The organism is Synechococcus sp. MIT S1220 (assembly GCF_047303025.1).
GTDB lineage: Bacteria > Cyanobacteriota > Cyanobacteriia > PCC-6307 > Cyanobiaceae > Parasynechococcus.
On sequence record NZ_CP138939.1, the window covers coordinates 307,813 to 332,430 of the forward strand.

28 protein-coding genes and 1 tRNA gene are annotated in these 24,618 nt (G+C 58.0%); 15 read left to right on the forward strand and 14 right to left on the reverse strand.

Annotated elements, in window-relative coordinates; all coding sequences use genetic code 11:
• Positions 1-23 precede the first annotated feature (23 nt).
• Positions 24-515, forward strand: coding sequence for a hypothetical protein (locus SIB64_RS01520; RefSeq protein WP_413441585.1), 492 nt, complete (start codon positions 24-26; stop codon positions 513-515).
• 95 nt (positions 516-610) lie between these two features.
• On the opposite strand, the gene SIB64_RS01525 is transcribed toward SIB64_RS01520, so the two are convergent.
• Positions 611-3,448: a beta strand repeat-containing protein gene (locus SIB64_RS01525; protein ID WP_413441586.1), complete on the reverse strand. Its 2,838-nt coding sequence runs from the start codon at positions 3,446-3,448 to the stop codon at positions 611-613.
• 329 nt (positions 3,449-3,777) lie between these two features.
• Here SIB64_RS01525 and SIB64_RS01530 point away from each other — a divergent pair, with 329 nt between their 5' ends.
• Positions 3,778-4,314 (forward strand): hypothetical protein, encoded by a 537-nt coding sequence (locus SIB64_RS01530; RefSeq protein ID WP_413441587.1) that lies wholly within the window; start codon positions 3,778-3,780, stop codon positions 4,312-4,314.
• An 11-nt stretch (positions 4,315-4,325) separates the two neighbouring features.
• Here SIB64_RS01530 and SIB64_RS01535 read toward each other — a convergent pair whose 3' ends face one another.
• Both SIB64_RS01535 and SIB64_RS01540 read right to left on the reverse strand, forming a co-directional pair.
• Entirely contained in the window at positions 4,326-5,645 is a 1,320-nt protein-coding gene (locus SIB64_RS01535) for a glycosyltransferase (RefSeq protein ID WP_413441588.1), read from the reverse strand.
• A gap of 24 nt (positions 5,646-5,669) precedes the next feature.
• Positions 5,670-7,346 carry a SpoIID/LytB domain-containing protein gene (locus SIB64_RS01540; protein WP_413441589.1) on the reverse strand — a complete coding sequence of 559 codons (1,677 nt, stop codon included), beginning with the start codon at positions 7,344-7,346 and terminating at the stop codon, positions 5,670-5,672.
• Between the two features lie 52 nt (positions 7,347-7,398).
• Here SIB64_RS01540 and rpmI point away from each other — a divergent pair, with 52 nt between their 5' ends.
• From rpmI to SIB64_RS01555, 3 genes are read left to right on the forward strand one after another with little or no spacing between them, the layout of a single operon-like run.
• Positions 7,399-7,596 carry a 50S ribosomal protein L35 gene (gene rpmI, locus SIB64_RS01545; protein WP_413442816.1) on the forward strand — a complete coding sequence of 66 codons (198 nt, stop codon included), beginning with the start codon at positions 7,399-7,401 and terminating at the stop codon, positions 7,594-7,596.
• Between the two features lie 51 nt (positions 7,597-7,647).
• On the forward strand, positions 7,648-7,995 hold the full coding sequence (gene rplT / locus SIB64_RS01550; protein WP_413441590.1) for a 50S ribosomal protein L20: 348 nt from the start codon (positions 7,648-7,650) through the stop codon (positions 7,993-7,995).
• Positions 7,996-8,014: 19 nt separating this feature from the next.
• Positions 8,015-8,533, forward strand: coding sequence for a hypothetical protein (locus tag SIB64_RS01555; protein WP_413441591.1), 519 nt, complete (start codon positions 8,015-8,017; stop codon positions 8,531-8,533).
• Positions 8,534-8,576: 43 nt separating this feature from the next.
• Here the strand turns inward: SIB64_RS01555 and SIB64_RS01560 are convergent, their stop codons facing one another.
• Positions 8,577-9,119, reverse strand: a complete 543-nt coding sequence (locus SIB64_RS01560) for a hypothetical protein (protein WP_413441592.1) — start codon at positions 9,117-9,119, stop codon at positions 8,577-8,579.
• A gap of 89 nt (positions 9,120-9,208) precedes the next feature.
• Between SIB64_RS01560 and SIB64_RS01565 the strand changes: the two genes are divergently transcribed.
• The 4 genes from SIB64_RS01565 (at position 9,209) to SIB64_RS01580 (ending at position 12,696) form a co-directional block, all read left to right on the forward strand.
• The gene (locus SIB64_RS01565) at positions 9,209-10,021 is read left to right on the forward strand and encodes a thiazole synthase (protein WP_413441593.1); all 813 of its coding nucleotides are present in this window, start codon (positions 9,209-9,211) and stop codon (positions 10,019-10,021) included.
• A gap of 86 nt (positions 10,022-10,107) precedes the next feature.
• Entirely contained in the window at positions 10,108-10,281 is a 174-nt protein-coding gene (gene psb34 / locus SIB64_RS01570) for a photosystem II assembly protein Psb34 (protein ID WP_413441594.1), read from the forward strand.
• Between the two features lie 59 nt (positions 10,282-10,340).
• Complete coding sequence (locus SIB64_RS01575) at positions 10,341-11,537, forward strand: NAD-dependent epimerase/dehydratase family protein (protein ID WP_413441595.1); 1,197 nt, start codon at positions 10,341-10,343, stop codon at positions 11,535-11,537.
• Positions 11,538-11,550: 13 nt separating this feature from the next.
• Complete coding sequence (locus tag SIB64_RS01580) at positions 11,551-12,696, forward strand: glycosyltransferase family 4 protein (RefSeq protein ID WP_413441596.1); 1,146 nt, start codon at positions 11,551-11,553, stop codon at positions 12,694-12,696.
• A gap of 42 nt (positions 12,697-12,738) precedes the next feature.
• Here the strand turns inward: SIB64_RS01580 and mrdA are convergent, their stop codons facing one another.
• The 5 genes from mrdA to cbiD are packed head-to-tail and all read right to left on the reverse strand — an operon-like array spanning position 12,739 to position 18,411.
• A complete protein-coding gene (mrdA, locus tag SIB64_RS01585; protein ID WP_413441597.1) occupies positions 12,739-14,541 on the reverse strand; it encodes a penicillin-binding protein 2 in 1,803 nt (600 codons plus the stop codon).
• Positions 14,542-14,543: 2 nt separating this feature from the next.
• Positions 14,544-14,963 (reverse strand): hypothetical protein, encoded by a 420-nt coding sequence (locus SIB64_RS01590; protein WP_413441598.1) that lies wholly within the window; start codon positions 14,961-14,963, stop codon positions 14,544-14,546.
• Between the two features lie 10 nt (positions 14,964-14,973).
• Positions 14,974-15,585 carry a hypothetical protein gene (locus SIB64_RS01595; protein ID WP_413441599.1) on the reverse strand — a complete coding sequence of 204 codons (612 nt, stop codon included), beginning with the start codon at positions 15,583-15,585 and terminating at the stop codon, positions 14,974-14,976.
• Between the two features lie 58 nt (positions 15,586-15,643).
• Positions 15,644-17,230 (reverse strand): glutamine-hydrolyzing GMP synthase, encoded by a 1,587-nt coding sequence (gene guaA, locus SIB64_RS01600; RefSeq protein WP_413441600.1) that lies wholly within the window; start codon positions 17,228-17,230, stop codon positions 15,644-15,646.
• Positions 17,231-17,262: 32 nt separating this feature from the next.
• Positions 17,263-18,411: a cobalt-precorrin-5B (C(1))-methyltransferase CbiD gene (cbiD, locus tag SIB64_RS01605; RefSeq protein WP_413441601.1), complete on the reverse strand. Its 1,149-nt coding sequence runs from the start codon at positions 18,409-18,411 to the stop codon at positions 17,263-17,265.
• Positions 18,412-18,420: 9 nt separating this feature from the next.
• Between cbiD and SIB64_RS01610 the strand changes: the two genes are divergently transcribed.
• Positions 18,421-19,569, forward strand: coding sequence for a pyridoxal-phosphate-dependent aminotransferase family protein (locus SIB64_RS01610; protein ID WP_413441602.1), 1,149 nt, complete (start codon positions 18,421-18,423; stop codon positions 19,567-19,569).
• A 30-nt stretch (positions 19,570-19,599) separates the two neighbouring features.
• Positions 19,600-19,671: transfer RNA gene (locus SIB64_RS01615), tRNA-Gly, on the forward strand.
• A 22-nt stretch (positions 19,672-19,693) separates the two neighbouring features.
• On the opposite strand, the gene SIB64_RS01620 is transcribed toward SIB64_RS01615, so the two are convergent.
• The 3 genes from SIB64_RS01620 to SIB64_RS01630 all read right to left on the reverse strand — a co-directional run bounded on the left by SIB64_RS01620 (position 19,694) and on the right by SIB64_RS01630 (position 20,849).
• Complete coding sequence (locus tag SIB64_RS01620; RefSeq protein WP_413441603.1) at positions 19,694-19,906, reverse strand: hypothetical protein; 213 nt, start codon at positions 19,904-19,906, stop codon at positions 19,694-19,696.
• Positions 19,907-20,016: 110 nt separating this feature from the next.
• Complete coding sequence (locus tag SIB64_RS01625) at positions 20,017-20,247, reverse strand: hypothetical protein (protein WP_413441604.1); 231 nt, start codon at positions 20,245-20,247, stop codon at positions 20,017-20,019.
• 38 nt (positions 20,248-20,285) lie between these two features.
• Positions 20,286-20,849, reverse strand: coding sequence for a hypothetical protein (locus SIB64_RS01630; protein ID WP_413441605.1), 564 nt, complete (start codon positions 20,847-20,849; stop codon positions 20,286-20,288).
• 39 nt (positions 20,850-20,888) lie between these two features.
• On the opposite strand from SIB64_RS01630, the gene SIB64_RS01635 reads away from it, so the two are divergent.
• The 3 genes from SIB64_RS01635 to SIB64_RS01645 all read left to right on the forward strand — a co-directional run bounded on the left by SIB64_RS01635 (position 20,889) and on the right by SIB64_RS01645 (position 22,294).
• Positions 20,889-21,404, forward strand: coding sequence for an AbrB family transcriptional regulator (locus SIB64_RS01635; RefSeq protein WP_413442817.1), 516 nt, complete (start codon positions 20,889-20,891; stop codon positions 21,402-21,404).
• Positions 21,405-21,465: 61 nt separating this feature from the next.
• On the forward strand, positions 21,466-21,873 hold the full coding sequence (locus SIB64_RS01640; protein WP_413441606.1) for a DUF6554 family protein: 408 nt from the start codon (positions 21,466-21,468) through the stop codon (positions 21,871-21,873).
• A 37-nt stretch (positions 21,874-21,910) separates the two neighbouring features.
• A complete protein-coding gene (locus tag SIB64_RS01645; RefSeq protein WP_413441607.1) occupies positions 21,911-22,294 on the forward strand; it encodes a hypothetical protein in 384 nt (127 codons plus the stop codon).
• Here SIB64_RS01645 and SIB64_RS01650 read toward each other — a convergent pair.
• Positions 22,249-23,871, reverse strand: a complete 1,623-nt coding sequence (locus SIB64_RS01650) for a DEAD/DEAH box helicase (protein ID WP_413441608.1) — start codon at positions 23,869-23,871, stop codon at positions 22,249-22,251. The genes SIB64_RS01645 and SIB64_RS01650 overlap by 46 nt on opposite strands.
• 141 nt (positions 23,872-24,012) lie before the next feature.
• Between SIB64_RS01650 and SIB64_RS01655 the strand changes: the two genes are divergently transcribed.
• Positions 24,013-24,414 (forward strand): HNH endonuclease, encoded by a 402-nt coding sequence (locus tag SIB64_RS01655; protein WP_413441609.1) that lies wholly within the window; start codon positions 24,013-24,015, stop codon positions 24,412-24,414.
• Positions 24,415-24,425: 11 nt separating this feature from the next.
• Here SIB64_RS01655 and SIB64_RS01660 read toward each other — a convergent pair whose 3' ends face one another.
• The gene (locus SIB64_RS01660; protein ID WP_413441610.1) at positions 24,426-24,608 is read right to left on the reverse strand and encodes a hypothetical protein; all 183 of its coding nucleotides are present in this window, start codon (positions 24,606-24,608) and stop codon (positions 24,426-24,428) included.
• Positions 24,609-24,618 lie beyond the last annotated feature (10 nt).

Below are 24,618 nucleotides of genomic sequence, written 5' to 3' on the forward strand. Positions count from 1 at the left end.
ACCAAACCATCTCCGCAAACACCATGCTCCTGTTCGCTGACCTTGCCCTAACACCGGCCTATGAACTGGTGTGCCGGCCTGATCACACACAAACGATCATGAATGGCCAGCCTGCTCCTGAAGATTCCAAGAAGGATGCGCAATTCAGCTTGAAGCTGGATGCCAGCGACGAACCCATAGCGATCGCTCCCACCAATCTTGCAGCGGACTCCGATCAAATTGTTCACCTCATTGATGAGAAGCCTGTGCGTGATGGTGAACGCATCACCTATCGGATTGGCTACATACAACCGATGTTTCCATCCAACGGCGATGCAACCCTCGAAGGCCTGAGCAAGCTGGCGCACATCGCCGTCAGCGGCGATCTTGCAGTGAATACCAAAACGCTCACCTTTCAGATGCAACAAACCTTGCGGATAAAATTAAACGTGAACATGCCGATTACCAAGCAAGAAGATCTCCACATGCAATTCAAGGGTGCATGTGTCAAACAAGCCTTGCAATCTCAGAGCTAAGGGCAGCACGTGAACACGCCAGCTTGAACCTCGTCAAGGAATCCTGATCAGCAATCAAGGCAGGGCAATGAACAAATAAACAAATGAAGAATCAATCAACCCAAATTGGTAATCGCATCATTGGAGATTGTGATAAACGACATCCCAGCGGCGTTGGCATCACTGAAGCCTGTTGATGTAAAGCCTTGCATGTACACCGTGTTTCCGTTGTAAGTCACTGTGGTGACGGCCGCGCCAGTGCTCACCGACACCTGGGAGGTGGTGTTGGTCGCACCACCAAAGGCCATCACGAACCCGGTTCCCTGCAGGTTGGATGAACTCATCCCCGTTTCAAAGATCAACGTATCGCTGCCATCATTGCTGCCAAAGAAATAGGTGGTGGCATTCGCCGCAGAGAATGTGGACTTGAACGTAAAGGTGTCATCGCCTGCACCACCGATCAGGCTTGTACTGGTCAGTTTGTTTCCGAATACGAACTGGTCCCCATCATCATGTCCACTGACAACGCTGTTAAGAACCTCATCTATGATCGATACCGTATCGGCGCCAACCCCACCGATCAGTGTTGATGATTTGAACAAGTCACGCGCATCGAGATAATCCGAACCAGCACCTGCATCAACAGTCGTTTTCGAATCAACAGCGCCATTGATATACAGAGTATCGTCGCCTGCGCCTGCATAAACGGCAGCGGTGTACACGCTCCCAGTCAAGGTAATGGAATCAGCACCAGCTCCAGACATCAAAGACGCTGTCCTTACAGCATAACCACCTGCTCCATCTGAAATTTCAATCGTGTCAGACCCTGCTTCTCCATAAAGAGTTGATTCAGTAATCCCTTTATTAAGGTCAACAAAATTTGATCCGCTTCCCGTGGACTCTGCACTCGAACCAGCAAACAAAACCGATTGACTTTTGACCACTTCCTTCACATAAAGCGTGTCATTTCCCTGACCTCCAAAAAGCGAACTGCTTTGAAGATCACCATCAATCACAGCGAGACTGTCTGATCCAATGCCACCACGAATTTCGGTGTCAATCGCATCAGGTGATCCATCAAAGATCAGTGAATCGTTTCCAGATCCGCCAGTGGCAGTCGATTCATTGAACACTTGAGTAAAGCCAGGTTGAAGAAAAATCGAATCATTTCCCTCGCCACCAGAGAAGCTGCCCTTGATTCCACCAGCATCAAAACGAATCGTGTCATCCCCGGCCGCCCCAGCAACAGTGGCGCTGTTGAATGTTTGCGTCGAACCCTGACCTATTTCAAGCTTGTCATCACCTTCATCCCCATTAACGCTGACATTTTTGGCCCTCTCGAATGGAATAAATTCTCCCGTTTCCGGTGTTCTGACCTTCATCGTGTCGTTTCCAGCACCGCCAACAATCGTTCCATCCTCCATCAGAAAAACATGAAGGCTGTCATTGCCCACACCACCAGCAACTGACACATTCTTATTGATATTGTCGTTTAATGTACCAATCAAAAGCGTATCTTCTCCCTTCCCCGCCATCACCGTTGATGTCAGGATCAATTCGGCTTTGATCGTGTCGTCGCCGCCGCGGCCATACACAGTTGATCCAGAAAGCTGTTCAATATCCATCGTGTCATTTCCATCCTTCTCATCACCTTCTTCTCCATCCAAAGACACCAACAAACCATTTAGTTTGGTTTTGCCGCCCAGCAGGTAATCTTCACCAGCACCCAATCGAATTTCAGACTGGAATAAATTATCAGCACCTGTATAAATATAATTTAGTGTGTCATTTCCTTGCCCTGCATAAACCGAGCTATTGACTAAACGACCAGACACGAATAGAGAATCATTGGCAGCACCTCCCTTGAGCAATGATTGAAACAGTTCCTGAGCAGCAGTAATCGACAGCGTGTCCTGCCCGGCTGAACCTAAAATTGTTGAAGTCAGAATGTTTTGCGTAACACCAACTTCAATCCAATTTTGACCAAGTTTTGTGGCCGCCTGATTACCCCCATAAATCGATACATTGACGAGTTCCCTCTGATTCGAAGCCAACGCAATTGTGTCGTCACCCTGCCCAGCCTGAAGCAAACTTGATCGCGCTAATCCTGATAGCACGAGGGAGTCGTTGCCGAGGCCACCGGAAACCGTTGATGTCGCGACATCACTGGCAAACAATGTATCTGAACCAGCACTGGTTGCCACATAGGCATTCGCAACAGTTTCAGACACCAGAATCGAATCTGAACCATCCTGAGCATCGCCAATTTCACGACCTCCCAGCACCGTGGAGGCTGAAATCGATCTGGCATAGATCGTGTCTGCACCAAGACCACCTTTCATGAGACTTTCTCCCTGAAGAGATTGTCCAACAGACAAGGAATCTGATCCTTCACCACCACCAACGATTGCTCCTTTCATCACAGTTCCAGCAATCATGACGCTGTCATTCCCCTTATTGCCCTGGATCACAGAGTTGGTGATTGATCCGCTGATTGTGATCGAATCATTACCATCTGATGCGCCAGGCAATCCTCCATAAAGCGTTGTCGTTCTAATCGAAGCCTGCACAACAATCGTGTCGTCACCAGTCTCTGCTGCGAGATAGCTTCTCGTTGGCGCAACAGAAAAAACAATCGAATCATTGCCCTGACCGGCAACAATGGTTGAAAAACTAAACGGACCCTTGACAGACACTCGATCATTACCTTCACCCCCCAAAATTGAACCACCCGTATATCGCAGAGGAAGCACTAAGGAGTCATCTCCCTGACCAAGTCGCACTACATCGCCTACGCCAACACCAAGTACCGTGTCATCACCAGCGAACCCCTGAATCCGATCCGATGCAGTCGTTGCTTGCAGTGAATCAGAGCCATCTGTGCCTGAAATCAAGTTCAGCGCCATAACCGCAGGAATCCAAAATTGCAACCCCACCGCAACGACCAAACCCATCAAAGGGATAACAGCCGCAGCACGGTTGATTGCCTAGGACTAACTTCTAACATTTTTTTCAGGCCACTCTCAGGATTCACTCAATTTGACAAGAATTCATCAAGAATCAGACCGTCATCGAACACCAACAAACATATACAGCCATCCATTCGCCAAAACTCTTCTCCATAAACAATGAAGCACCACGTCTAAGTCAGTGCAAACTCCACCCTCCAATCACTTGAAAACACCTTGTCATCTGAACAAGGGAACGAACCCTGTCGTCCCAAAAGATTCACCCAAAACAATGCCCAAAACATGCATGATCTATCCCATCAGCCCGTCATCGAATGCTGCTTGCTGAGGCAGCTGCCCTTCCGGCCTGCAAGCTGATCTGCCAATTGAATCCCACAACGGCCACACGCAACGGCCTTCCCCATCCCGCCGAGCACATCCCACCACTGCGATTCACGCTGTGGATGGCGGAGGGAGCCCAACCGATCCAGATCAGGCCCGTGAATTTGATCCAACCGATGGCAGGTCTACGCCATCTCGATCGCCATCAACCGGACCGGATCGGAGACACAGTGCACTATCAAATCAACGCACAAGCTCCTGCCTCCGCCTTCATTCGCACAGGGCATGCATCCCCGGATCCTGGTGCGGACATCAGCCTGATCCAGGGACAGTTGCGCCTGGACCCAATGCGCATCAACTTCCAGCTGCAGCTGACCATGACCCCCGCCATCAATCGAAGCCAAGCATCTCAGCCGCCCAAAAAGCCATTCAACTTTTCAGCCCAAGGAATCTGCGCGGAACGGGCGATTCCAGCGGGTGACGCCTCAGAGGAGCCCACCGATCGCCGAACCCACCCTCCGCTGCATTGATCCAGCAGACCTCAAACCTGCACAGGCTGCTGCTCACCGGCATGGCTGGTCTTGGCCCAGACCAGACGTTTCGGCAGCACCGTCATCTTCAACGTGACCCAGGGAATCACCACGAACCAATGCACGAGATACGTAATCGCGATCAACAGGTTGATCGGCCCCGGTGAGGGAACCGGCGGCCCTTCCTTGGCGCCACGGCAACCTCGCCAATACGCCAGACCCGACACACTGAAAGCAACGAACGACAGAGGCCAATAGATCGGCATGCTGCGGCTGAGCAGGCTGGTGCTGAGATCAGCGAAGGAAATCACCGGCAAGCCGTACTGGAGCAGGAAAAAGCAAGCCAGATCCCAGCGCTGACGCAAGGTCAACTGCTCACCCATCAACGCCGGCCAGTAATCAAAGAAGCGCTGCAGGCCTCCTTCGGCCCAGCGTTGCCGCTGCCGCCAGAGGGCCGTCAGGCTGGGAACAGCCTCCTCCTGCACAGGCGGATCCCAAAGAATTCCCACCAACGCTCCATGGGTGAGCAGTCGGAAGCTCAGGTCCAGGTCATCGGTAACGGTGTCTTCATTGAATCCACCCGAAGCCTCCAGCACGGAACGGCGAATCAATTGGCCGTTGCCCCGCAGTTCCGCCACCCCTCCGGCACCCAGTCTTCCCTTTTGGATCACGGCATCAAGCGCCATTTCCATCGCCTGAGAGCGCGTCAACCAATTGCGATCGGCATCCACCACCGCCTTGCGCAGCTGAACAGCCGACCAGCCCCCATCAAGGGCATAGGGCACCAGGCGTTCCAGCAGATCGTCCTGCAACTGGGCATCGGCATCCAGCACCAGCAGCCATTCCCCCTTGAGCTGCGTCAAAGCCGTATTCAGCGCCCCGGATTTGCCACCGCCCGCATCGCGCTTGCGATGGATCACATTCAGCTGGGGGTGGCGCTCGGCCAGCGCATCAAGAATCTGGGGAGTGCGGTCAAGGCTGCCGTCATCAATCACCCAAGTGGACAGCCGACCTTTCGGATACCGCAACGCGGACAACCGTTCCACCAGCCGTGTCACCACCGTTTCTTCATCCCGTGCCGCCACCACCACATCCAGGCTTGGCAGAGCATCCACATCCAGAGACTGAACAGGATCGACAGGATCGCTCTTGCGGGCCCGCATCACCGTGCGCAGGCCATAGCCGCCAAGCATGACCGCCAGGCTGATCGCCGGAAGCAGGGAGCGGGCTGGATCCAACCAATGCGGTGCTGCACCAGCACACCCACAGGCGAACAGGAAAGCTGCCGACTTCACTCTGCGGTGATCACCAGTTGCAGTGACCTGGGTCATGCACCCGTTCAAGTGGGAAGAACTCTAAGGGGACTGAACAGCTGCAGGCAGGGGTCCGTAGACAGTCCCTGGGTAGTAGTGGGCCAGGATCGCTTCAGTCGTCCAGCCCCGCCAGGCCAGATCAATCGCCCCGGCCTGGGACAAACCGGCCCCATGACCGAAGCCGCCACCGCGCAGGAACCAACGGTTCGGCCCATCGGCATCGATCACAAACAAGGTGCTGGGAAAACGCCGCAGCGTGCGGCGAATCCGATCCAGACGAAGCACCACCGGCGGGGCATCTCCGGATCCCGCCACCTGCAACGCCAGCACCCGTCCGCTGGCTCCCCGCTCGAGCACGGAGAGCTCCAACGGCAAGGTCAGCCCACTGGCCTCCGCACCCAGAGCTTGCTGGATCTCAGTCGCTGTGAGGCTGCGGGTCCAGCGAAACAGCGGATGGTCAGCGCCGTAGGCCCCGGAACGATCGGCCAGCAGCGCATTCACTGCTGCTCGCTGCTGCATCGGCAGGCGATGACGCCCCACCCAGCCGGAATCACCATCCAGCTCCGCCTTCAAATACGGAGCCGGATCCATCGCCCAGGCCTCCGGACCTGCCGCCATCACACCGCCATTGGTGGCGTGATACACAGCACTGATCGGTGTGCCCTGCCAGCTCAGCAGACGCCCCGTGGTCGCCGCGATCGCCTGACGCACCGCAGCACCGGCCTGGCGCGGATCGCTGTAGACCTGGCACTGGGTGTCACTGCAGAGGTGGTAGCCATCAATGCGGAAGCGATGGCTGTTGGCGAGAGCCCAGGTGCGCGCCAGCACCGTCTGCGCCCGCAGCGCCGCCGCCGGCGAACCGGCCCCAATCTCATGGGGCACCACCCCCTCCAGATAACGCTCGAGCGGCACCTGCTCCACCAAAGTCCAGCTGCCGTAGGCATCCGCTTGCAGCCGGAAGGGGCCGCCATAGACCCCGCCCTTCCAGCGCAAGCCCTGGGGCGCCTCGATCTGAACCGGAGCCTCGAGGGTGATGCCGCCTTCCGCTGCTTCAAACACCGGTTTCACCACCGAAAGGATCACATCGCTCCACTGGCGGACCCGCAGACCATCCGGAACTGCTGAACCGAGCGGAGCCCACACCTCCCACTCCCCGGGATGGGCCACCAGAGCTTCCACGCCGAGGGTGCGCCAGCGGCGCGCCACACGATCGGCCGACTCAAAGCTGGCAAAGGGTCCGGCCACCTGGCGGGCCAGCGTCAGCGGTGTATCAAGCGGCGCGGACCGCCAGCTAATCGTCAGACGGGCGTCCGTCCATTCCCGGCCTCGAGCATCGCGCAGGGTGAGTGGTCCAGCAGCGCTCTGCAACCGCAGCACCGGAGCCTTGGGCTGTCCACCGAGATGATCAGCAAGAGCAACCCAAAGGGTGGATCCTGTGGCGTTGGGCTGCGGGGGGGGCGGGACCACCTGGTGGGTGGAAATCGCAACACTGGCCTGCGCAACACTGGCCTGCGCAACACTGGCCGGCGCGACACTGTCCTGGGCATCACTGTCCTGAGCAAAACCGTCTGGCGGGGCAGGGGTGTCTTCGGGTACCGGAGCGCTGGACGACTCCGACGCGGGCGTGGTGGGCGTTGCTGGCACCGAACCCACATCTGCGGCACGGCATCCCGCAACCATTGGAAACAGAAGCGCGAGCGCCAGCAGGCGGAATCTCATCAAAAGGTCGCGTCACGTCGTATTCTTGTCGTTTGTGCCAGGACGAGCAGACATGCCCAAGCTGAAGACCCGCAAAGCTGCCGCCAAGCGGTTCAAGGCGACCGGCACTGGCAAGTTCATGCGTCGGCGTGCTTTCCGGAACCACCTGCTCGATCACAAGACTCCGAAGCAGAAGCGTCACCTCGGCACCAAGGCCGTGGTGCATGAAACGGACGAGCTCCGTGTGGTGCGGATGCTGCCGTACGCCTGATCGGCTCAGCTCCACATCGTCCATCTGCACTGACCCAACTTTTTCAACGTCATGGCTCGCGTCAAGAGAGGCAACGTCGCCCGTAAGCGGCGTAACAAGATTCTCCGGTTGGCCCGAGGCTTCCGCGGCAGCAACGGCACCCTGTTCCGGACCGCCAATCAGCGGGTCATGAAAGCCCTGTGCAATGCATACCGGGATCGCCGTCGCCGCAAGCGTGATTTCCGCCGGCTTTGGATCGCCCGCATCAATGCCGCTGCTCGGGTGAATGGCGTGAGCTACAGCCGTTTGATGGGTGGTTTGAAGAAAGCAGATGTGCGGCTCAACCGCAAAATGCTCGCTCAGCTCGCGGTTGTTGATCCCGGCAGCTTCACCAATGTGGTGACAGCAGCCAAAGCCTGAGTTCATCAGATTCCAATTGGTGAATCTTCTGCCCCAGACCTATCTCCTGGGCCTTGTCGGCCTGCTTGCCATTGCTGCGGTGGTGGTGGCCCGGCAATTACTAAGTGTGCGCCGCGATGAAATCAAGCTGATCAAGCTCGAACAGGCAGGCACTGCCGGATCCAGAGAAGCGTCTGATCTGTATGAGCTGGCATCTGTGCAACTGCGCAAACGGCTCTATCCCCAGGCCACAGCAACCCTGAAACAAGCTGTCAAACGACTGAAAGATGAACCTGACGAAGCGCGGGCCTTAATCGAAAATGCACTCGGCTTCTCCCTGGCAGCTCAAAAAGAATTCGAAACGGCCGTTCGCCACTACAAGTCGGCCCTGAGAGCCAAACAGGATTATCCAGTGGCTCTCAACAATCTGGCCTTTGCCCAAGAAAAACTGCTCGATACTGATGCAGCAATGGACAGTTATCGAAAAACCTTGAAAGTTGAACCGAACAACGCGACTGCAAAAAAACGCTTGAAGCGGCTTGAAAAGCGTGCCGCTTGATCAACATGCCCACTTGAAACAGCCCGATTGACGGGCGAATGAATCACCAGAGAGGCATCACGGGGACTGATTCGCACGTCGACGACAGCGCCAGACGTCCTCCGATTGCACCAGATGGGGCATTGGTGTTGACCAAACGTGGTGGAGACCAACTGGTGGGGCTGAAGTCCTGCAGACCCAAGAACATGCCACCGGGTTCCATTCCGGCGACCAGAACATCCGCCAAGGGAATCAGATCGAGTTGATCGGATTTGGCATGGAGATTGCCCTGGACAGGCGTGGTAACCGTTCCGAGGTTCATGCTTCCACGGATATCGACCATCTGACCCATCGGCTTGAGTGACGAAAGGTTCAGGGACACATCAACGGTGGGATTGCCATCGAAAGGCTTAAACGTTCCGCACCACTGACGCGGCAGGGTGTCGGCAAGCACAGTGGCCCTGGCGACTGGATCGAAACTCTCGACGAATTTGGACTCCACCTCCACAGGAATCGCCAGCTGAATCGGATCCAGCGGAAGCTGGGGGTTCTGCTGAAAAGGCACCTGGCTGCCGATCGGGAGATCCATGGCAAGCAGGAATGGCATGGAGGAAGGATGATGATGATGGGCACGGTAGGGCGTTTTGCCTAGCCGTTCGGGAACGCCATGCCGTTCCGTCAACCTCACCAAGCGTCATGGTTTCGACGTCCAACTCCTGTGACCTGCTAACCATTGCCGGGAAGCCGTTCCAAAGCCGCCTGTTCACCGGCACTGGCAAATATCCAGACCTGACGCAGATGCAGCAGAGCATCGAACGGTCGGGATGCCAGATGGTGACCGTGGCTGTGCGTCGCGTCCAAGCCGTAGCTGCCGGTCACGCCGGCCTGATGGAAGCGATCGACTGGACGAAGATCTGGATGCTTCCGAACACCGCAGGCTGCGCCACAGCGGACGAAGCGGTGCGGGTGGCACGCCTGGGGCGTGAACTGGCCAAGCTGGCCGGCCAGGACGACAACAACTTCGTGAAACTGGAGGTGATTCCCGACAGCCGCCACCTCCTACCGGATCCGATCGGCACCCTCGAAGCCGCGGAACGGCTGGTGGCCGAAGGGTTTGCCGTGCTTCCTTACATCAACGCTGATCCACTGCTGGCAAAACGGCTGGAGGAGGTGGGCTGCGCCACAGTGATGCCACTGGGGTCACCCATCGGCTCCGGCCAGGGCCTCAACAATGCGGCCAACATCGCATTGATCATCGAAAACGCCACGGTGCCGGTGGTGGTGGATGCCGGAATCGGCGTGCCAAGTGAAGCGGCTCAGTCCCTTGAAATGGGAGCTGACGCCGTGTTGATCAACAGCGCGATCGCCATGGCCGGCGACCCGCCCGCCATGGCCGAAGCGATGGGACTGGCCGTAACGGCTGGCCGTAACGCCTACCTTTCCGGACGCCTACCAAAGCTGGGTCAGGCTTCGGCCAGCTCGCCCACGACTGGACTGGTGTCAAGTTAAGAGAGGTGAAGTCCAGTAAATCCTGCGACACATTCCAAGCCGATAAGCAATAAGACCCATAAGGTCCTGCTACTCGCGCTGCGGCCATGCAAGTCACCACCGAAGACGGCGGACGTTTAAACGCCTTCGCGAAAGAGCCCCGCATGGAGGTGATGGATGCGGAAACAAGCCGTAGCCGCGGGCGCAGCTCCCTGACGATGGTTGTCGCTGGCAGCATGCTTGTCGGAGCACTGGTGTGGGTAACCGTCGCGATCAGCTGAAAATCCCTGTAGTAGCTTGCCGCTACTGAGCGTTCTGCTCGTTCCTGCAGGAGTCTTGGGTGAAAGTTCTCGTTCTCGGCGGTGACGGCTTCTGCGGCTGGCCCTGTGCGGTGAACCTGGCGGATCAGGGTCACGACGTTGTGATTCTCGACAACCTCAGTCGTCGCAAGATCGACATTGATCTGGAGGTTGAATCGCTCACGCCGATCGCCAGCATGAGCGAGCGTCTCCAAGCCTGGGAGGAGACCGGCGGCAAGCCGATGCGCTTCGTGCACATTGATATTGCCCATGAATACCAGCGGCTGCTTGATCTACTGCTGGACGAACAACCTGATTCGGTCGTTCATTTCGCCGAGCAACGGGCTGCGCCTTACTCGATGAAAAGCAGCGCCACCAAGCGCTACACCGTCGACAACAACGTCAACGGCACGCACAACCTGCTTGCCGCCATCGTTGAAAGTGGCCGCGATATCCATGTGGTGCACCTCGGCACCATGGGTGTCTATGGCTATGGCTCCCACCGCGGCGCCACCATCCCCGAGGGGTACCTCAAAGTGGAGGTCCCCCAGCCGGATGGGAGTCGCTTCGAGGAGGAAATTCTCCACCCGGCAAGCCCTGGCAGCGTCTATCACATGACGAAGACGCTCGATCAGCTCCTTTTCCTCTACTACAACAAGAACGACAAGGTTCGGATCACAGACCTGCACCAGGGGATTGTGTGGGGAACCAACACAGATGCCACCGATCGCCATCCTCGCCTGACCAATCGTTTTGATTACGACGGTGACTACGGCACTGTTCTGAATCGCTTTCTGATGCAAGCCGCCATCGGTTATCCGCTCACCGTGCATGGCACCGGCGGACAGACCCGCGCCTTTATTCACATCAGAGATTCCGTGCGGTGTGTTCAGCTTGCGCTCGAGAATCCCCCTGAACCAGGCGATCGGGTCAAAATCTTCAACCAGATGACCGAAAGCCACCAGGTTGGAGAACTAGCCAAGAAAGTTGCTGCGCTCACTGGAGCGCAAGTGAACAATCTTCCCAACCCGCGCAATGAAGCCGTTGAGAACGATCTGATCGTCGACAACCGCTGCTTTATCGAACTGGGTCTCAACCCCACCACCCTCGATGATGGATTACTGAAAGAGGTTGTGGAGATCGCCACCCGCTTCGCGGACCGTTGCGATCGCAACCGCATCCTTTGCACATCGGCCTGGACCAAGACCCAGGCCCAGGCCATCGGCTCCGCCTCCTGATCGGGCTCCACCCTTGAAAATCGCCTTCTTCACCGAGACCTTCCTTCCGAAGGTCGACGGCATCGTCACCCGACTCACCAAAACGGTGCGGCACCTGGTGGAAGCAGGTGATCAAGTTGTGGTGTTCTGCCCGGAAGGCTGCCCGGACAACTACATGGGAGCCCAGCTGATCGGTGTGCCGGCCATGCCCCTACCTCTCTATCCGGAGCTGAAACTCGCCCTGCCCAGGCCAGCGGTCTCCGAAGCGATTGACAACTTTCAGCCGGACCTGATTCATGTGGTGAACCCGGCAGTGCTCGGCCTGGGGGGGATTTGGCTGGCGAAGACCAAGGGAATTCCCCTGGTGGCGAGCTACCACACCCATCTGCCGAAGTACCTGGAGCATTACGGCATGGGCATGCTTGAACCTGTGCTCTGGGAATTGCTGAAAGCGGCCCACAATCAGGCGCTGCTCAACCTCTGCACCTCCACAGCGATGGTGCAGGAACTCAGCGACAAAGGAATTCAACACACCGATCTGTGGCAAAGGGGGGTGGACACTGAGCTGTTCCGCCCGGAACTGCGCAGCGAGACGCTGCGGAAGCGGTTGCTCGGCGGCCATGACGACCGCGGTGCCCTGTTGCTGTACGTCGGCCGGCTCTCCGCTGAAAAGCAGATCGAGCGGATCCGTCCTGTGCTCGAAGCCTTGCCGGATGCCCGGTTCGCCCTGGTGGGCGATGGACCGCACCGGCAGCAGTTGGAGAAGCATTTCGAAGGCACAGCCACCACGTTTGTGGGCTATCTGGCCGGCGAGGATTTGGCGGGCGCCTATGCCAGCGGAGATGCCTTCCTCTTCCCGTCCAGCACCGAAACGTTGGGACTGGTGCTCCTAGAAGCCATGGCCGCAGGCTGTCCTGTCGTGGGAGCCAACCGCGGCGGAATTCCCGACATCATCACCGATGGGGTGAATGGCTGCCTTTACGAACCCGATGGCAGCGACGGAGGAGCCGCCAGCTTGATCGAGGCGACACGCAAACTGCTCGGCAACGATCTTGAACGTCAGGCCCTACGCCATGCGGCCCGAAAGGAAGCGGAGCGCTGGGGCTGGGCTGGTGCGACAGACCAACTGCGCGGTTATTACCGCCGGGTGCTGGAGCAAAAGCTGAGCGTCGCAGCCTGAGCCCTGAAGCGGTTGGCTGGAATGATCAAGGCTGGCTTGCGTCTATTTCGCGCGCGTGCGATTCCACTCCTCAAGAACCTTCTTCGCCATCGGCAACGCGTGAACCGATCCACCGCCCGGGGTGTTCTGCGCAAAGGCCACCACCACAATCTCTCCATTGGGGTACGGCGCATAACAACCAAACCAGGCATGGTCCGGACCACCCGTGCTGTCTTCAGCCGTTCCTGTTTTGCCAGCTCCGGGGGGGATACCCGGTCCATTCAGGCCGGCACCAGTTCCATTTTCAACAACCTTGCGCAAACCCTGCCGAATCATCTTGAGGGTGGAAAATTTCATCGGAACTCGCGTCTTGTATTGCGATGACGTCCAGTCGATCTCCGCATCGGCCAGGTGTGGTGTCACCAACCAGCCCCCGTTGGCAAAAACGGCGTATGAACGCGCCAATTGCAGAGGGGTGATCTGAACCACCGACTGGCCGATCGAGGCGCTGGCCATGTCCTCGGGAATCCAGGGTGTGCTTCCAGGCTCCGACCAGCCCCTGCCTTCCGCCGCCCAGGTTTCGTCTCCAACCAATCCGACGCTCTCCTCCCAACCGATTTCAATACCTGTTTTCTGAGCGAAGCCAAGCAGATTGGCGGCTTTCTTGAGCTCCAGTGAACCGACACCGACGCCCACCTGATAAAAAAATGTATTGCTTGAAAACCGCAACGCATCGTCGTAACCGATGGTGCCGAACCCTGCACCGTTGTGATCAGGGAAACAGTGACCGCCATAGGTGATGCAGGCGGTAGTCGGCAATTTGATGGTCGGAGGAAACTTGCCCGACTCCATCCCCGCCATGGCCGTAATCGGCTTCCACGTGCTGCCGGGGTCGTAGGCATTCATGGCCCGGGACAACAGGGGCTTTTTGGGATTTTTAAACAGGGCGTCGTATTCCTTCTGAGTGGTCACCAGCTTCGAAAAAAAGTTCGGGTCAAAGGTGGGCTTGCTGGCCAGCGCCAGGATCGCGCCATTGCTTGGGTCCAACGCCACGACTGCTCCACCGGGCTTGTCAGCCAAAGCCTGCTCCGCCACCCGCTGCAGATCGAGGTCGAGCGTCAGCGTTAGATCCTGACCCGCCACTGAAGGACGATCACCCAGGTAGCGCTGCACCTCACCCATCGCATTCACCTCCAACATCTGGCCGCCCCACTTGCCGCGCAGGTGGCTTTCATAGGCAGCCTCCACGCCGATCCGACCAATCCGATCGCGAATCTTGTAGCCCTTCTTGGCCAAGGTTTTGTATTCGCTTTCGGTGATCGGCTGGGTGTAACCGAGGGTGTGGGCGGCCAACGTGCCGTGGGGATAAAAGCGAAGGATGTCCACATCGACCTGTGCGCCTTGAAGGGACGTGGCCTGCTCGCGGAAGCGCAGTACTTTTTCTGGACTGAGATCAAGCGCAAGGGTGGTGCGGTATCCGTCACGGTCCACGCCGCGCTTGCGCCGTTCATCGAGCTGCTCTGGATCCAGCTCCAACAACTCCGCCAGCCGATCCTTTAACGCCGGCCAACTGGCATCCGTCACCAGGCGTGGTTCGAGATAAAGCGAATAGGTGAGCTTGCTGGAGGCCAGCACCCGCCCCTTGCGATCCAGCAAGCGACCACGGATCGGTGATCGGGGCACCAGTCGAATCCGGTTTTCATCCGCCAGTTGGCGGTAGCGATCCTGTTCAAGGAGCTGCATCCAGACCAGACGGGCCACCATCGCGCCGCAGCAGCCCAAAACAAGCAGCAACAACACGAGGGGTTGCTGACGCAAACCGGTCTGGCGTTGCTGAATGCGGGTCTTCTGGCTGGAGACCGCCATGCTCAGGACTCAGTCTGAGGATCCACTGCCTGCAGATGGCCGCGCAACAGCACCAGACGCGTTTCAATCCGATGCAAGGTCTCGAGCAGCTGGATGCGCTCATCATCAGCTGACGACTGATCAGCGGGAACCTCCGTGACATCCACAGGCTCCTCCACCGACACCGTGACCGGCATCACTGGATTGCCCAGGCCAGGACTGACCTGGTCGAGTTGCTCCCTTACAGACCGTGCCGCAGGCTCCCCCTCCTCACGCAGATCAGCGATCGGGTCCTGAGAGCCGGCCGTGAATGCTTCCGCCACCTTGGCAGGGCCTCCATCACGAGCTCGCTCGAACATCGCCAAACCGACCGGCAACACCTCCTGCATTAAGGACAGGCGCAGCTGGTCGAGGGGGTTGTCCGCTGCGGAACGCTCGGCCATGGAGCCAGTGTCAACGGACTCCAGTCTGTCCTGCGGGAAGCGAGAGTGTCGGGCAGGCGGCTTGGCGCGCAGCAAAGGACCAGCCTGCAAATCCTGAAAGCACCATCAGCATCACAATCGGCACCAGCGCCTTCTGGGTGGTGTCCAACACGATCCATTCCCGCCAGGCCCGCCAAAACCGGCTGCGTTCGAAACGCCGATGTTCGCGGGTCTCTTCGCGGGTGCGTCGCCGCAAGGCCTTCTCGACCCAGCGCTCAAAAGCGCGCTTCTTGGTGATCGTCATTTTGCGCTCCACCTCCAGCATCTGGCCGGAGCCCAGCTCGGGGTGGAAGGTGCTGATCAGCTCCAGGCTTTTGAGAAACATCTCCACAGCCCCGTCGCGCATCGCGACCTGGTGATCATCGAGCTGGTCCCAGTCGAGTTCCGGGTAAAAGCGAGTTCGATTAGCCAGGATCTGATCTTCACCGAGCTGGCCGGGTTCCCGCAGCCAACGGTCGGTGTTGCTGTCAAATCGGCGCCAATACAGAAAGGGGTTGAGGTAGATCGTTCGCCCACCCAGCTGAATGCTGTCCTGCTGCAGTCGTCGCTGCAGCTGCAGATCCTGCTGTTGTGTCGCCGTCACAAGACATGAGCTGATGGACCAACGTATCGACCATGACGCCCCACTGCCAGGGTGCCGATTATTCCCACTCAATCGTGCCCGGCGGTTTGCTGGTGATATCCAGAACAACTCTGTTTACGCCCTTCACCTCATTGACGATGCGGTTCGAAATCGTCTCCAACAGGTCGTAGGGCAAGCGGGACCAATCCGCGGTCATCCCATCCTCGCTGGACACGCAGCGCAAAACCATCGGCCAAGCGTAGGTGCGCTTGTCACCCATTACACCTACGGAGCGCACCGGCAAAAGCACCGCGAACGCCTGCCAGATCTCGTGATACAGCCCGGCTTCGCGGATCTCCTCGCGCACGATCAGGTCCGCATCCCGCAGACAGTTCAACTTTTCATCGGTCACTTCACCAAGGATGCGGATGGCCAGACCAGGGCCCGGGAAGGGATGACGGCGCACAATTTCCTCCGGCAGCCCGAGGGTGCGGCCCACCTTGCGCACCTCATCCTTGAACAGCTTGCGCAGCGGTTCCACCAGCTTGAACTGCAGGTCTTTCGGGAGACCTCCCACGTTGTGGTGGCTCTTGATCTTCACCGCCACCCGCTCCCCGGTTTTTGGATCCACGTTGGTGCCGGCGCTTTCGATCACATCCGGATACAACGTTCCCTGGGCGAGGTAGTCGAAAGGACCCAACCGCCTGCTTTCCTCTTCAAACACACGGATGAATTCGGTGCCGATGATCTTGCGTTTCTGCTCAGGATCGGTGATGGATTTCAGCTTGCCGATGAATCTCTGTCGGGCGTTGATGTACTCCACATGGATGTTGAACTTGCGGTCAAAAAAGTCCATGAGGAATTCAGGTTCCCCCTTCCGCATGAATCCCTGGTCGATGAACATGCAGGTGAGCTGATCACCGATCGCCTTCTTCAATAGGAAGGCCAGCGTCGATGAATCCACTCCTCCCGAAAGCGCCAACAGCACCCGTTTCTCACCCACCTGGTCCCGAACCTGGGCAACGGCTTCATCGATGAACGCTGAAGTGGTCCAGTCGGGATCACAGCCGCAGATGTGATAAACGAAATTTCGGATCAGAGCCATTCCGCAGGTGGAGTGCACCACCTCGGGGTGGAACTGAACGCCATAGAGGCAACGCTGCAGATTGGCCACGGCCGCCTCCGGGGTGTTGGCGGTGTGGGCCAGCCGGACGAAGCCCTCGGGCAATGCCTTCACGGAGTCGCCATGGCTCATCCACATGGTTGAGCCGTTGTCGACGTTGGTGAGCAGATCCGTCGGGTCGTCCACCTCCAGCGGTGCCTTGCCATATTCCGCCTTGCCGGTGGCCGCTTCCACTACGCCACCAAGCTGCTGCACCATCAGCTGCATGCCGTAACAAACCCCCAGCACGGGGATGCCCAGATCCCAGATCCCGGGATCAGAGAGGGGCGCGTTCTCCGCGTAAACCGAGCTGGGGCCCCCGCTGAGAATGATTCCCTTCGGCGCCAGCCGCTTCAACTCTTCAACAGAGGTGGCATAGCCCATCACCACCGAAAACACCTCGGTTTCGCGCACCCGACGGGCGATCAGCTCGGAATACTGGGAGCCGAAATCGAGGATCACAATGGCCGGCTGACGCTGACCGTCGGAAGAGCGCTGAGTCATCAGAACAGAACTGGGACAGGTCGCGTCGACCGTCAATCCTTCAGGGTAAAGAAGCGTTGAGCAGCCACAGGGCCCTTCCAGCGCAGGATTCGGTTGCGATCGAACAGGGCCGCAGCCACCTGGATGGGCCATCGGCCGTACCGGGCGACATACTCAGCGGCGCGCTGTTCCACCGTCGCAGCCAGGCAGCTGCCCAGGCGCCGTACGGCATCCGGGTCATGCTGCGCCAACCCCTGAAACGCCGCCTCAACCGATTCGGCAGTCCGCAGCTGCATGAGCAGATCCAAAGAGAGACCACAATCCAAAGCCAGAGCAGTCAGCACCTCCAGCCGGCCATCCGCCAGATGGTGGTGGGTGTGAAAAATCCCCCCCGCCAGCTTGATCAACTTGCCGTGGTATCCCAACAGAAGCAGCTCACGGACCCCGGCTTCGGCAGCGGCAACAAGCACCGGACCAATCCAGTTGCCCACCTTCAGGCAAGGGGTCAACTCATGCTGACGAGCTAGATCAAGACCATTTTCGCCGATCACCAAGATCAGGCGAGCCGCACCATCAGGCTCCGCCGCGATTCGAGCCAGCTGGTCCAGCACCGACTGGAGCTGGTCAGGTGCAGCACTGCGCTGCACCTCGGCCTGCAGACCGATCAGTGCCAAACCATCCACCACACCGAACGCGGCATTGCTGGTGCGTTCCGCCAGATCGCGGCCCCGGGGGAACACCAGCTCCAACTTCAGCTGCCGACCCTCGGGCAACAACGGCGTCAGATTGTCGAACAGCAGATTTCGGGCAAAGGAGGAGATACAGAGCGCACCCGAGGATCCATGCCGGCCAACACCCTCCCCCGCGATGAGCTCAATTGCCTCCCGTTGCGCCGAAACCCACTCGGCATAGACCCAGATCTCCAGTCCGCGGGTGAGATCCAAGCCAGGACCAGGGTCGCAGTGGCTGATCGCCAGCGCTGAACCGCCATCCCCAAGCGGCGCAGATGAGATCACAGGGACAGCCAATGGATCCTCACGATCCGGAAGCACCAAGGACTGATGCGGCTCAAACGGCTGCTTCAGCAGAGTGCACAGGGCCGCACGGGCCGCGGCCGCCACCCACACCGGCAAAGTCAGTCCGGACAACACAACCGCATTTGGAAAACAGGGACGCTGTTTTCTAGAGTCGCCGATTGGCATCCCCGAGCCATGCAGGACAAGCTCACCCTGATGATTCCGGGCCCGACCCCGGTGCCCGAAACGGTGCTGAGAGCGATCGGCCGCCATCCGATCGGCCACCGCAGCGGGGAATTCCAGGCCATCGTGCGACGTACGACAGACCAGCTGAAGTGGCTACATCAAACCAACGGTGATGTGCTGGTGATCACCGGAAGCGGCACAGCGGCCATGGAGGCTGGGATCATCAACACCCTCAGCCGTGGCGACAAGGTTCTGTGCGGTGACAACGGAAAATTCGGCGAGCGCTGGGTGAAGGTGGCGCAGGCCTTTGGCCTGGATGTGGAAGTGATCAAGGCGGAGTGGGGTCAGCCGCTGGATCCTGACGCGTTCCGGACGGCACTCGAGGCGGATTCAGCCAAGGCGATCAAGGCTGTGATCCTCACGCACTCGGAAACCTCAACCGGAGTCATCAACGACCTGAAAACGATTAGCAGCCATGTGAAAGCCCATGGAACTGCTCTGACCCTTGCTGACTGCGTCACCAGCCTTGGAGCGACAGATGTCCCCATGGATGCCTGGGGAATTGACGTGATCGCATCCGGTTCACAGAAGGGCTACATGATGCCGCCGGGCCTGAGTTTCGTCGCCATAAGTGATCGGGCCTGGCAGGCCTATGAACGCTCCGATTTGCCGAAGTTCTACCTCGATCTCGGTCCGTACAGAAAAACAGCAGCGAAAGACAGCAATCCATTCACACCATCCGTCAACCTGTATTTCGGACTGGAAGCGGCCCTCGAGATGATGCAGGCCGAAGGCCTTGAAGCCATTTTCACTCGCCATGCCCGCCATCGCGCTGCTGCGCAAGCCGCAATGAAAGCGATCGGCATGCCGCTGTTCGCAGCCGAGGGGTACGGCAGCCCTGCCATCACCGCCGTTGCTCCGGACGGCATCGATGCCGAACAATTACGCAAGGCTGTGAAAACCAAATTCGACATTCTTCTTGCTGGCGGACAGGATCACCTCAAGGGGAAAGTGTTCCGGATTGGCCACCTGGGTTTCGTCTGCGACCGCGATGTGATCACAGCTGTGGCAGCCATCGAAGCAACGTTGCAATCGCTTGGCCTCCATCGCGGAACTATGGGGTCTGGTGTTGCTGCAGCAACTGCCGCATTGGCCTAAAACAGTGTCGGGCGAATGTCTCGCCCGAATGCGGGTGTAATTCAGCGGTAGAATGTCAGCTTCCCAAGCTGAACGTCGCCGGTTCAAATCCGGTCACCCGCTTCATCAACATTAACTAGTTTGTTTAAGACCTTGGTTTAATCAATTGCAAAACCTGAGGCCCTGTTGCTTTAGCACGACGTTCCTGAGCCAAACCCTTGAGAATTGAAGAACCAGCTTCGGAAATCATTCCTGAAACGGCTTGTTGACGTGCCTGCTCAAAAAAATCAAGCGCAGCCTTGACATGAATCTCCCGTTGATCCGACGCAGGATTTGTTCGCGACAGCGTGAGTGTCAAAAGAAATTAATAACACCTATGAACAAATCTTAGCGCGCAGTTGAAGGATTTCTGATCCATTGAGGAGCTGGAAACAATTCAATTGTTGATGTTTGACAAACTGCCAGACATCACGTTCCTGGTTCTTCTGCATTGCCTCCACGTTCGGCAATCTGCTTATTCAGCGCTTCAGAACGCTCTGAATCACCACGCATCAAAGCGATAGCGAGGGAGAACTGCAGTTTTTCGAGCTGATGGTCACGATCTTCAAAGCCTGATCGCGATTCAGGACTCCGTGATGGCGTTGAAGAAGCCACTGTTCCGGAGCGGGTAGCACCAGCGGCAGAGATGGTGGAGGCCATAGTTGCCTTTCTTTTTATTTTGGCACCCAGCGCCAGCCTTATGCGGCGATTCCCCCATCATTCTGATGTTCCAAGTGGTGGCCATCCTGCCAAGGCTGCTCGTCTGCTTCACACTGATCGTCGCCAGCCGAATCATCCGACTCTGCTGAACACGCCTCAGCATCCATAGACGACGATTCATCCAGGGGCTGAGCTGCTGATGCAGAGGAGACGGCCTTGGCGTCCTGCTGATTGAAATCCAGCTGGAGGGAAGCCGGTGCAATCTCTAACGATGGCGTGTTCTGATCGGTGCCACCATCTGTTAGCGCACGGTCTGTTGGCGCACCGTCTGTTGTCTGCAGTAACTGCCGGGTTTCCTTCAGAAGCTGATCGATACCGTCGAGGGTTGCCAACTCCTGGTCAGGAATGCGATGGGAATCCTGTTGCTGCTGACGCAACCGGAGCTCAAGCGCTTCCTGACGCTCCTCGAGTTTGATCAGACGTTGTGAAAGGGCCGTGATCGCCTGGGCCAAATCCTCCGCAGTGCGTGTGATCCGGAAGGACACGGATGAACTCATGGCCGCAGGTCGTGCATTGGCCTGATAACAACACATCGAAGCCATCGCCTCAAGATCAGACTGATCAACATCTGCGTGAAACCGATGCCCCCCTTGGTAACGCTGTTGATCTACCTGCTGGCCGGCACGGCGATCGGACTGCTGGCACTGCTCAGCCGGATTCCCGCAGCTCCACTTGCTGGTGCCCTCCTGGGAGCCGGTCTTGTGAGCATGAGTGGAAAATTCGAGGTCGCCTCCTGGCCCAGCGGCACGCGAACCATCCTGGAAATCGGCATTGGGACCGTGATTGGGACGGGTCTGACCCGTGCCTCATTCGAACAACTGCAGAATCTTTGGCGACCCGCCGTGCTGATCACCGTGGCCCTTGTGGCCACAGGTCTGGTGGTCGGTCTCTGGAGCAGCCGGCTGCTGGGAATCGATCCGGTCGTCGCCCTGCTCGGGGCAGCTCCAGGCGGCATCAGCGGCATGAGTCTGGTGGGAGCGGAATTCGGTGTCGGCGCAGCGGTCGCCGCACTGCATGCCGTGCGCCTTATCACAGTGCTTCTAGTGCTGCCTCTGATGGTGCGCCTTCTCACGCCGATCAGCCTGAACAACTCCTGAGCACCCCCTCGACAACTGCGATCCGAGCGATACGTTTGATCAAGCATTTTGGTTTGGTCCCATGCGTCGCTCCGGTCACACCCTGGCCCTCTGCGCCCTCGGCCTGATCGGGTCTCTCGCGGGCATTCAATCCTCAGCTCTTGCCGCTGATTCCACCGAGGAAAAGGGCGCGAAGATTTACTGCTTCATGCGCTCCAGCGGTAATGATCATTCCGTGAGCTGGAATGCCTCCTACGCCGTGATCAAGCGACAAGGCAATGGCATGTTCAAAACATCGCCGGAACATGCGTCTGTGATGATCACCGAAGCTGTGGTCAACGACCCTGGCAATTTCCCCGATTGCGGTCAGTACCTTGGTGATCTCTTCGGAGGAAGCAACAAATCTTCCTCCGGATCCAGCCTCAACACAGCGACGAGCACAGGCACGCTCACCAATTACGACAACCAAGGCGACCGTTACGCCTACTGATCGGCCACAGAATTCAATCCCAGTGCAACGGCTAGGCATGGCGGTGATCCTGCTTGGAACACTCGCCTGTCAAGCGCCAACACCTCCCACAGCAACGGACAGGCAACGGTTTGAAGAGCCTGAACCGAATTGCCTTGAGGAATTTGAGAGCAGCAAATTGGACGATGCCCTGACCCGTTGCAATGCCCAGGTTCGATCAAACCCGGGAGTCATCGCTCCCCTCAATGACCGTGCGCTCGTTCTGAGTCTGTCGGGACAGCACGATTTGGCCTGCGCGGATGTGGAGACAGCGTTGGATCTTTTGCGCAGGACGGTCCCGGCGTCCAGCTCCAGCAAGATCAATGATCCGATGCTGCGCCATGAACTGGAAGTGCGTCAGGCCACTTGCAGACAACGCCGGACCATCGAAGCCAACGACTGACGTTCCACGGCGATGCGGCGAGGGCCAAGCAAAATTTCGATCTGTCGAGCTTTGCTGGCCACCAGGGCGTCCACCAACTGATCAGCAGGTCCAAGCTGCATCCAGTGGCAGAGCAAACCACTGCCCATGCCCAAGCGATGGCAGCGATCCTCAGCCTGATCCACATCACCGGGGGTCCATGGCCTCTCCAGCAAGACCACATGCTGCGCACGATGCAAGGTGAAACCAAGCCCACCTGTGCCGAAGGTGGCGAACAAAAGATCACTTTCACCATTCTGGAAGCGATCAACCGCCGTCTGCCGTTCCAGGGGACGTTGACGGCCGGTTAGCAATTCACCGCCGGTCTGTTGCTGCAACAGCATCAGAGGCTGAACAAAAGAGCTGAACACCACAACGGCTTCAGCTTTTGAACGCAACTGCAGCAGGAGCATCCGTGTGGCCGGCAACTTGAACTCAGCAGCGATCTGACGCATGGCCGTGAGCACGGCAAGGGACTCGGCATCGTTCCGAACCTGCCCTAAGGCCACCCTGCGCCTGTAATCCTCAACCACCAGATCAACGCGGTGGTCAAAACCCAGGGATTCCGCTTCAGCGAGCGCAATCGGGTGCTGCTGACGATGTTTCGGAGGGAGATCCAGCACCTGCTGCTTCCGTCGATGGAGAATCAGTGGGCGGGTCAACTTCCGCAAATCTTGCAATTGGCTGGCACCTCCCGCTTCCCATTGCTGGCGTCCCCGTCGTTCACGCCAATGGCCCTGGCAATACAAGGCTTCGTATTGGCGCTGATCACGGGCAATCGGATGATCGATTGCAGCCAACAGCGGAAAAAGCTGTTTTGGCCGTGCGTTTTTCATTGGCGTTCCCGTCAGCATCCAGATCGCCCGCAGGCGTGGATGCCGGGCCAGTTTCAGTAGGGCTTCCGTTCGGCGGGCCTGCAGCGTCTGGGCATAGTGGGCTTCATCCACAACGAGCAGCGTGCCTGCCTCCGGTAGTTCGGAGGGCAACCGCGCCCAGCTCACCAGTTCAATCGAAAGAGCCAACACATCCGCTTCACGCTGCCAGTGGGGGTGCAGTCCCACGGGAGCTACCACCAGGACCCGCAAATCAGCGGCGCGGACCATCGCGCGGGCAGCGAGCAGGGCGGAAAGTGTTTTTCCAAGGCCCATTTCGTCGGCAAGAACGGCACCACGACGGGCCAGAAGCCAACGGACAGCGGAACGCTGATGGGTGAGGGGCTGACGACCATCGCAGAGAGTCTCGTGGAGATCTGCCAGCGCAATCAGTTGACGATGGGGGGGCATCGGCGGCAACGGCTGGCGACTCCAGTGCAGCCACTGAGCCAACTCAGACGCGACAGGAAAGCGATCACCCAGGCTGGCCTGCAAGGCGTCGGCTGCCCTCAGAGGAAATTCCCAGCCCTTGGAGACCCCACGCCAATTGCCCCTGGGCCGAACGCGTCGTAATTGGGCCTGAGTGACCGCATCAAATGGACTGACCACACGGATCAGCCCAGATGGAGAGAGGTCCAAATAACAACGGTGAGTCGCTGTTGACTTAATGGACGGCCCTCCAAACATTCATCTTAATGGTTGCGAGCAAGCAAGCAAGTATCTGAATCATTGCGACAACAATGCAATCAAAGATCAATGAAATTGCAGCCTCCGATACATTGACTTCAGGCGCTTTACGGGCACAATTGTCTTAACCGAGAACCTCGGATGCATAACAGGGATGCAGTTTTCCTCGACGAACTTTGTCCCAAATTGCGAGTCCGACGATGGCGTCAATCACTTCACTCTCATACTGGTAAAAGTTGTATTTATTGCGGTAAACCATCTGAATCAATTGATCACATTCTGCCTCGCTGCCGCGGCGGCTTGAGTGTCACTGAAAACTGTGTTCCAGCTTGTCTGTCCTGCAATGGTCAGAAGTCTGACGCAGATGTCTTCGACTGGTATCGACGTCAACGGTTCTATGACCCTCGACGCGCCATGGCGATTCGCGCCTGGATGGATGGAGACCTGCGCCTGGCACTCCGGCTTCTCCAATGGGCTGAACCAACCCCTCGAGCCGTTCCTTCAAAATCAGACGACAGCGGCCTCACCTTTCAGGTGGCCTGATCAAACCCCGCTCACCAGACCCTGCATGCCGCAGGGGAGTGGTGACGGAGGCAGATCGAAGCCTGTTCGTTGGGCTCTTCAGGGGCCGCGAAAGCAGCGCAAACCAGCAGGGCAGCGGTGATCACGATTCGCATCGACCAACCACGATGACGATGCAGCGAAGCTTGGGAAGAATGGCCAATGGAGCAGACCATGAACACGGAA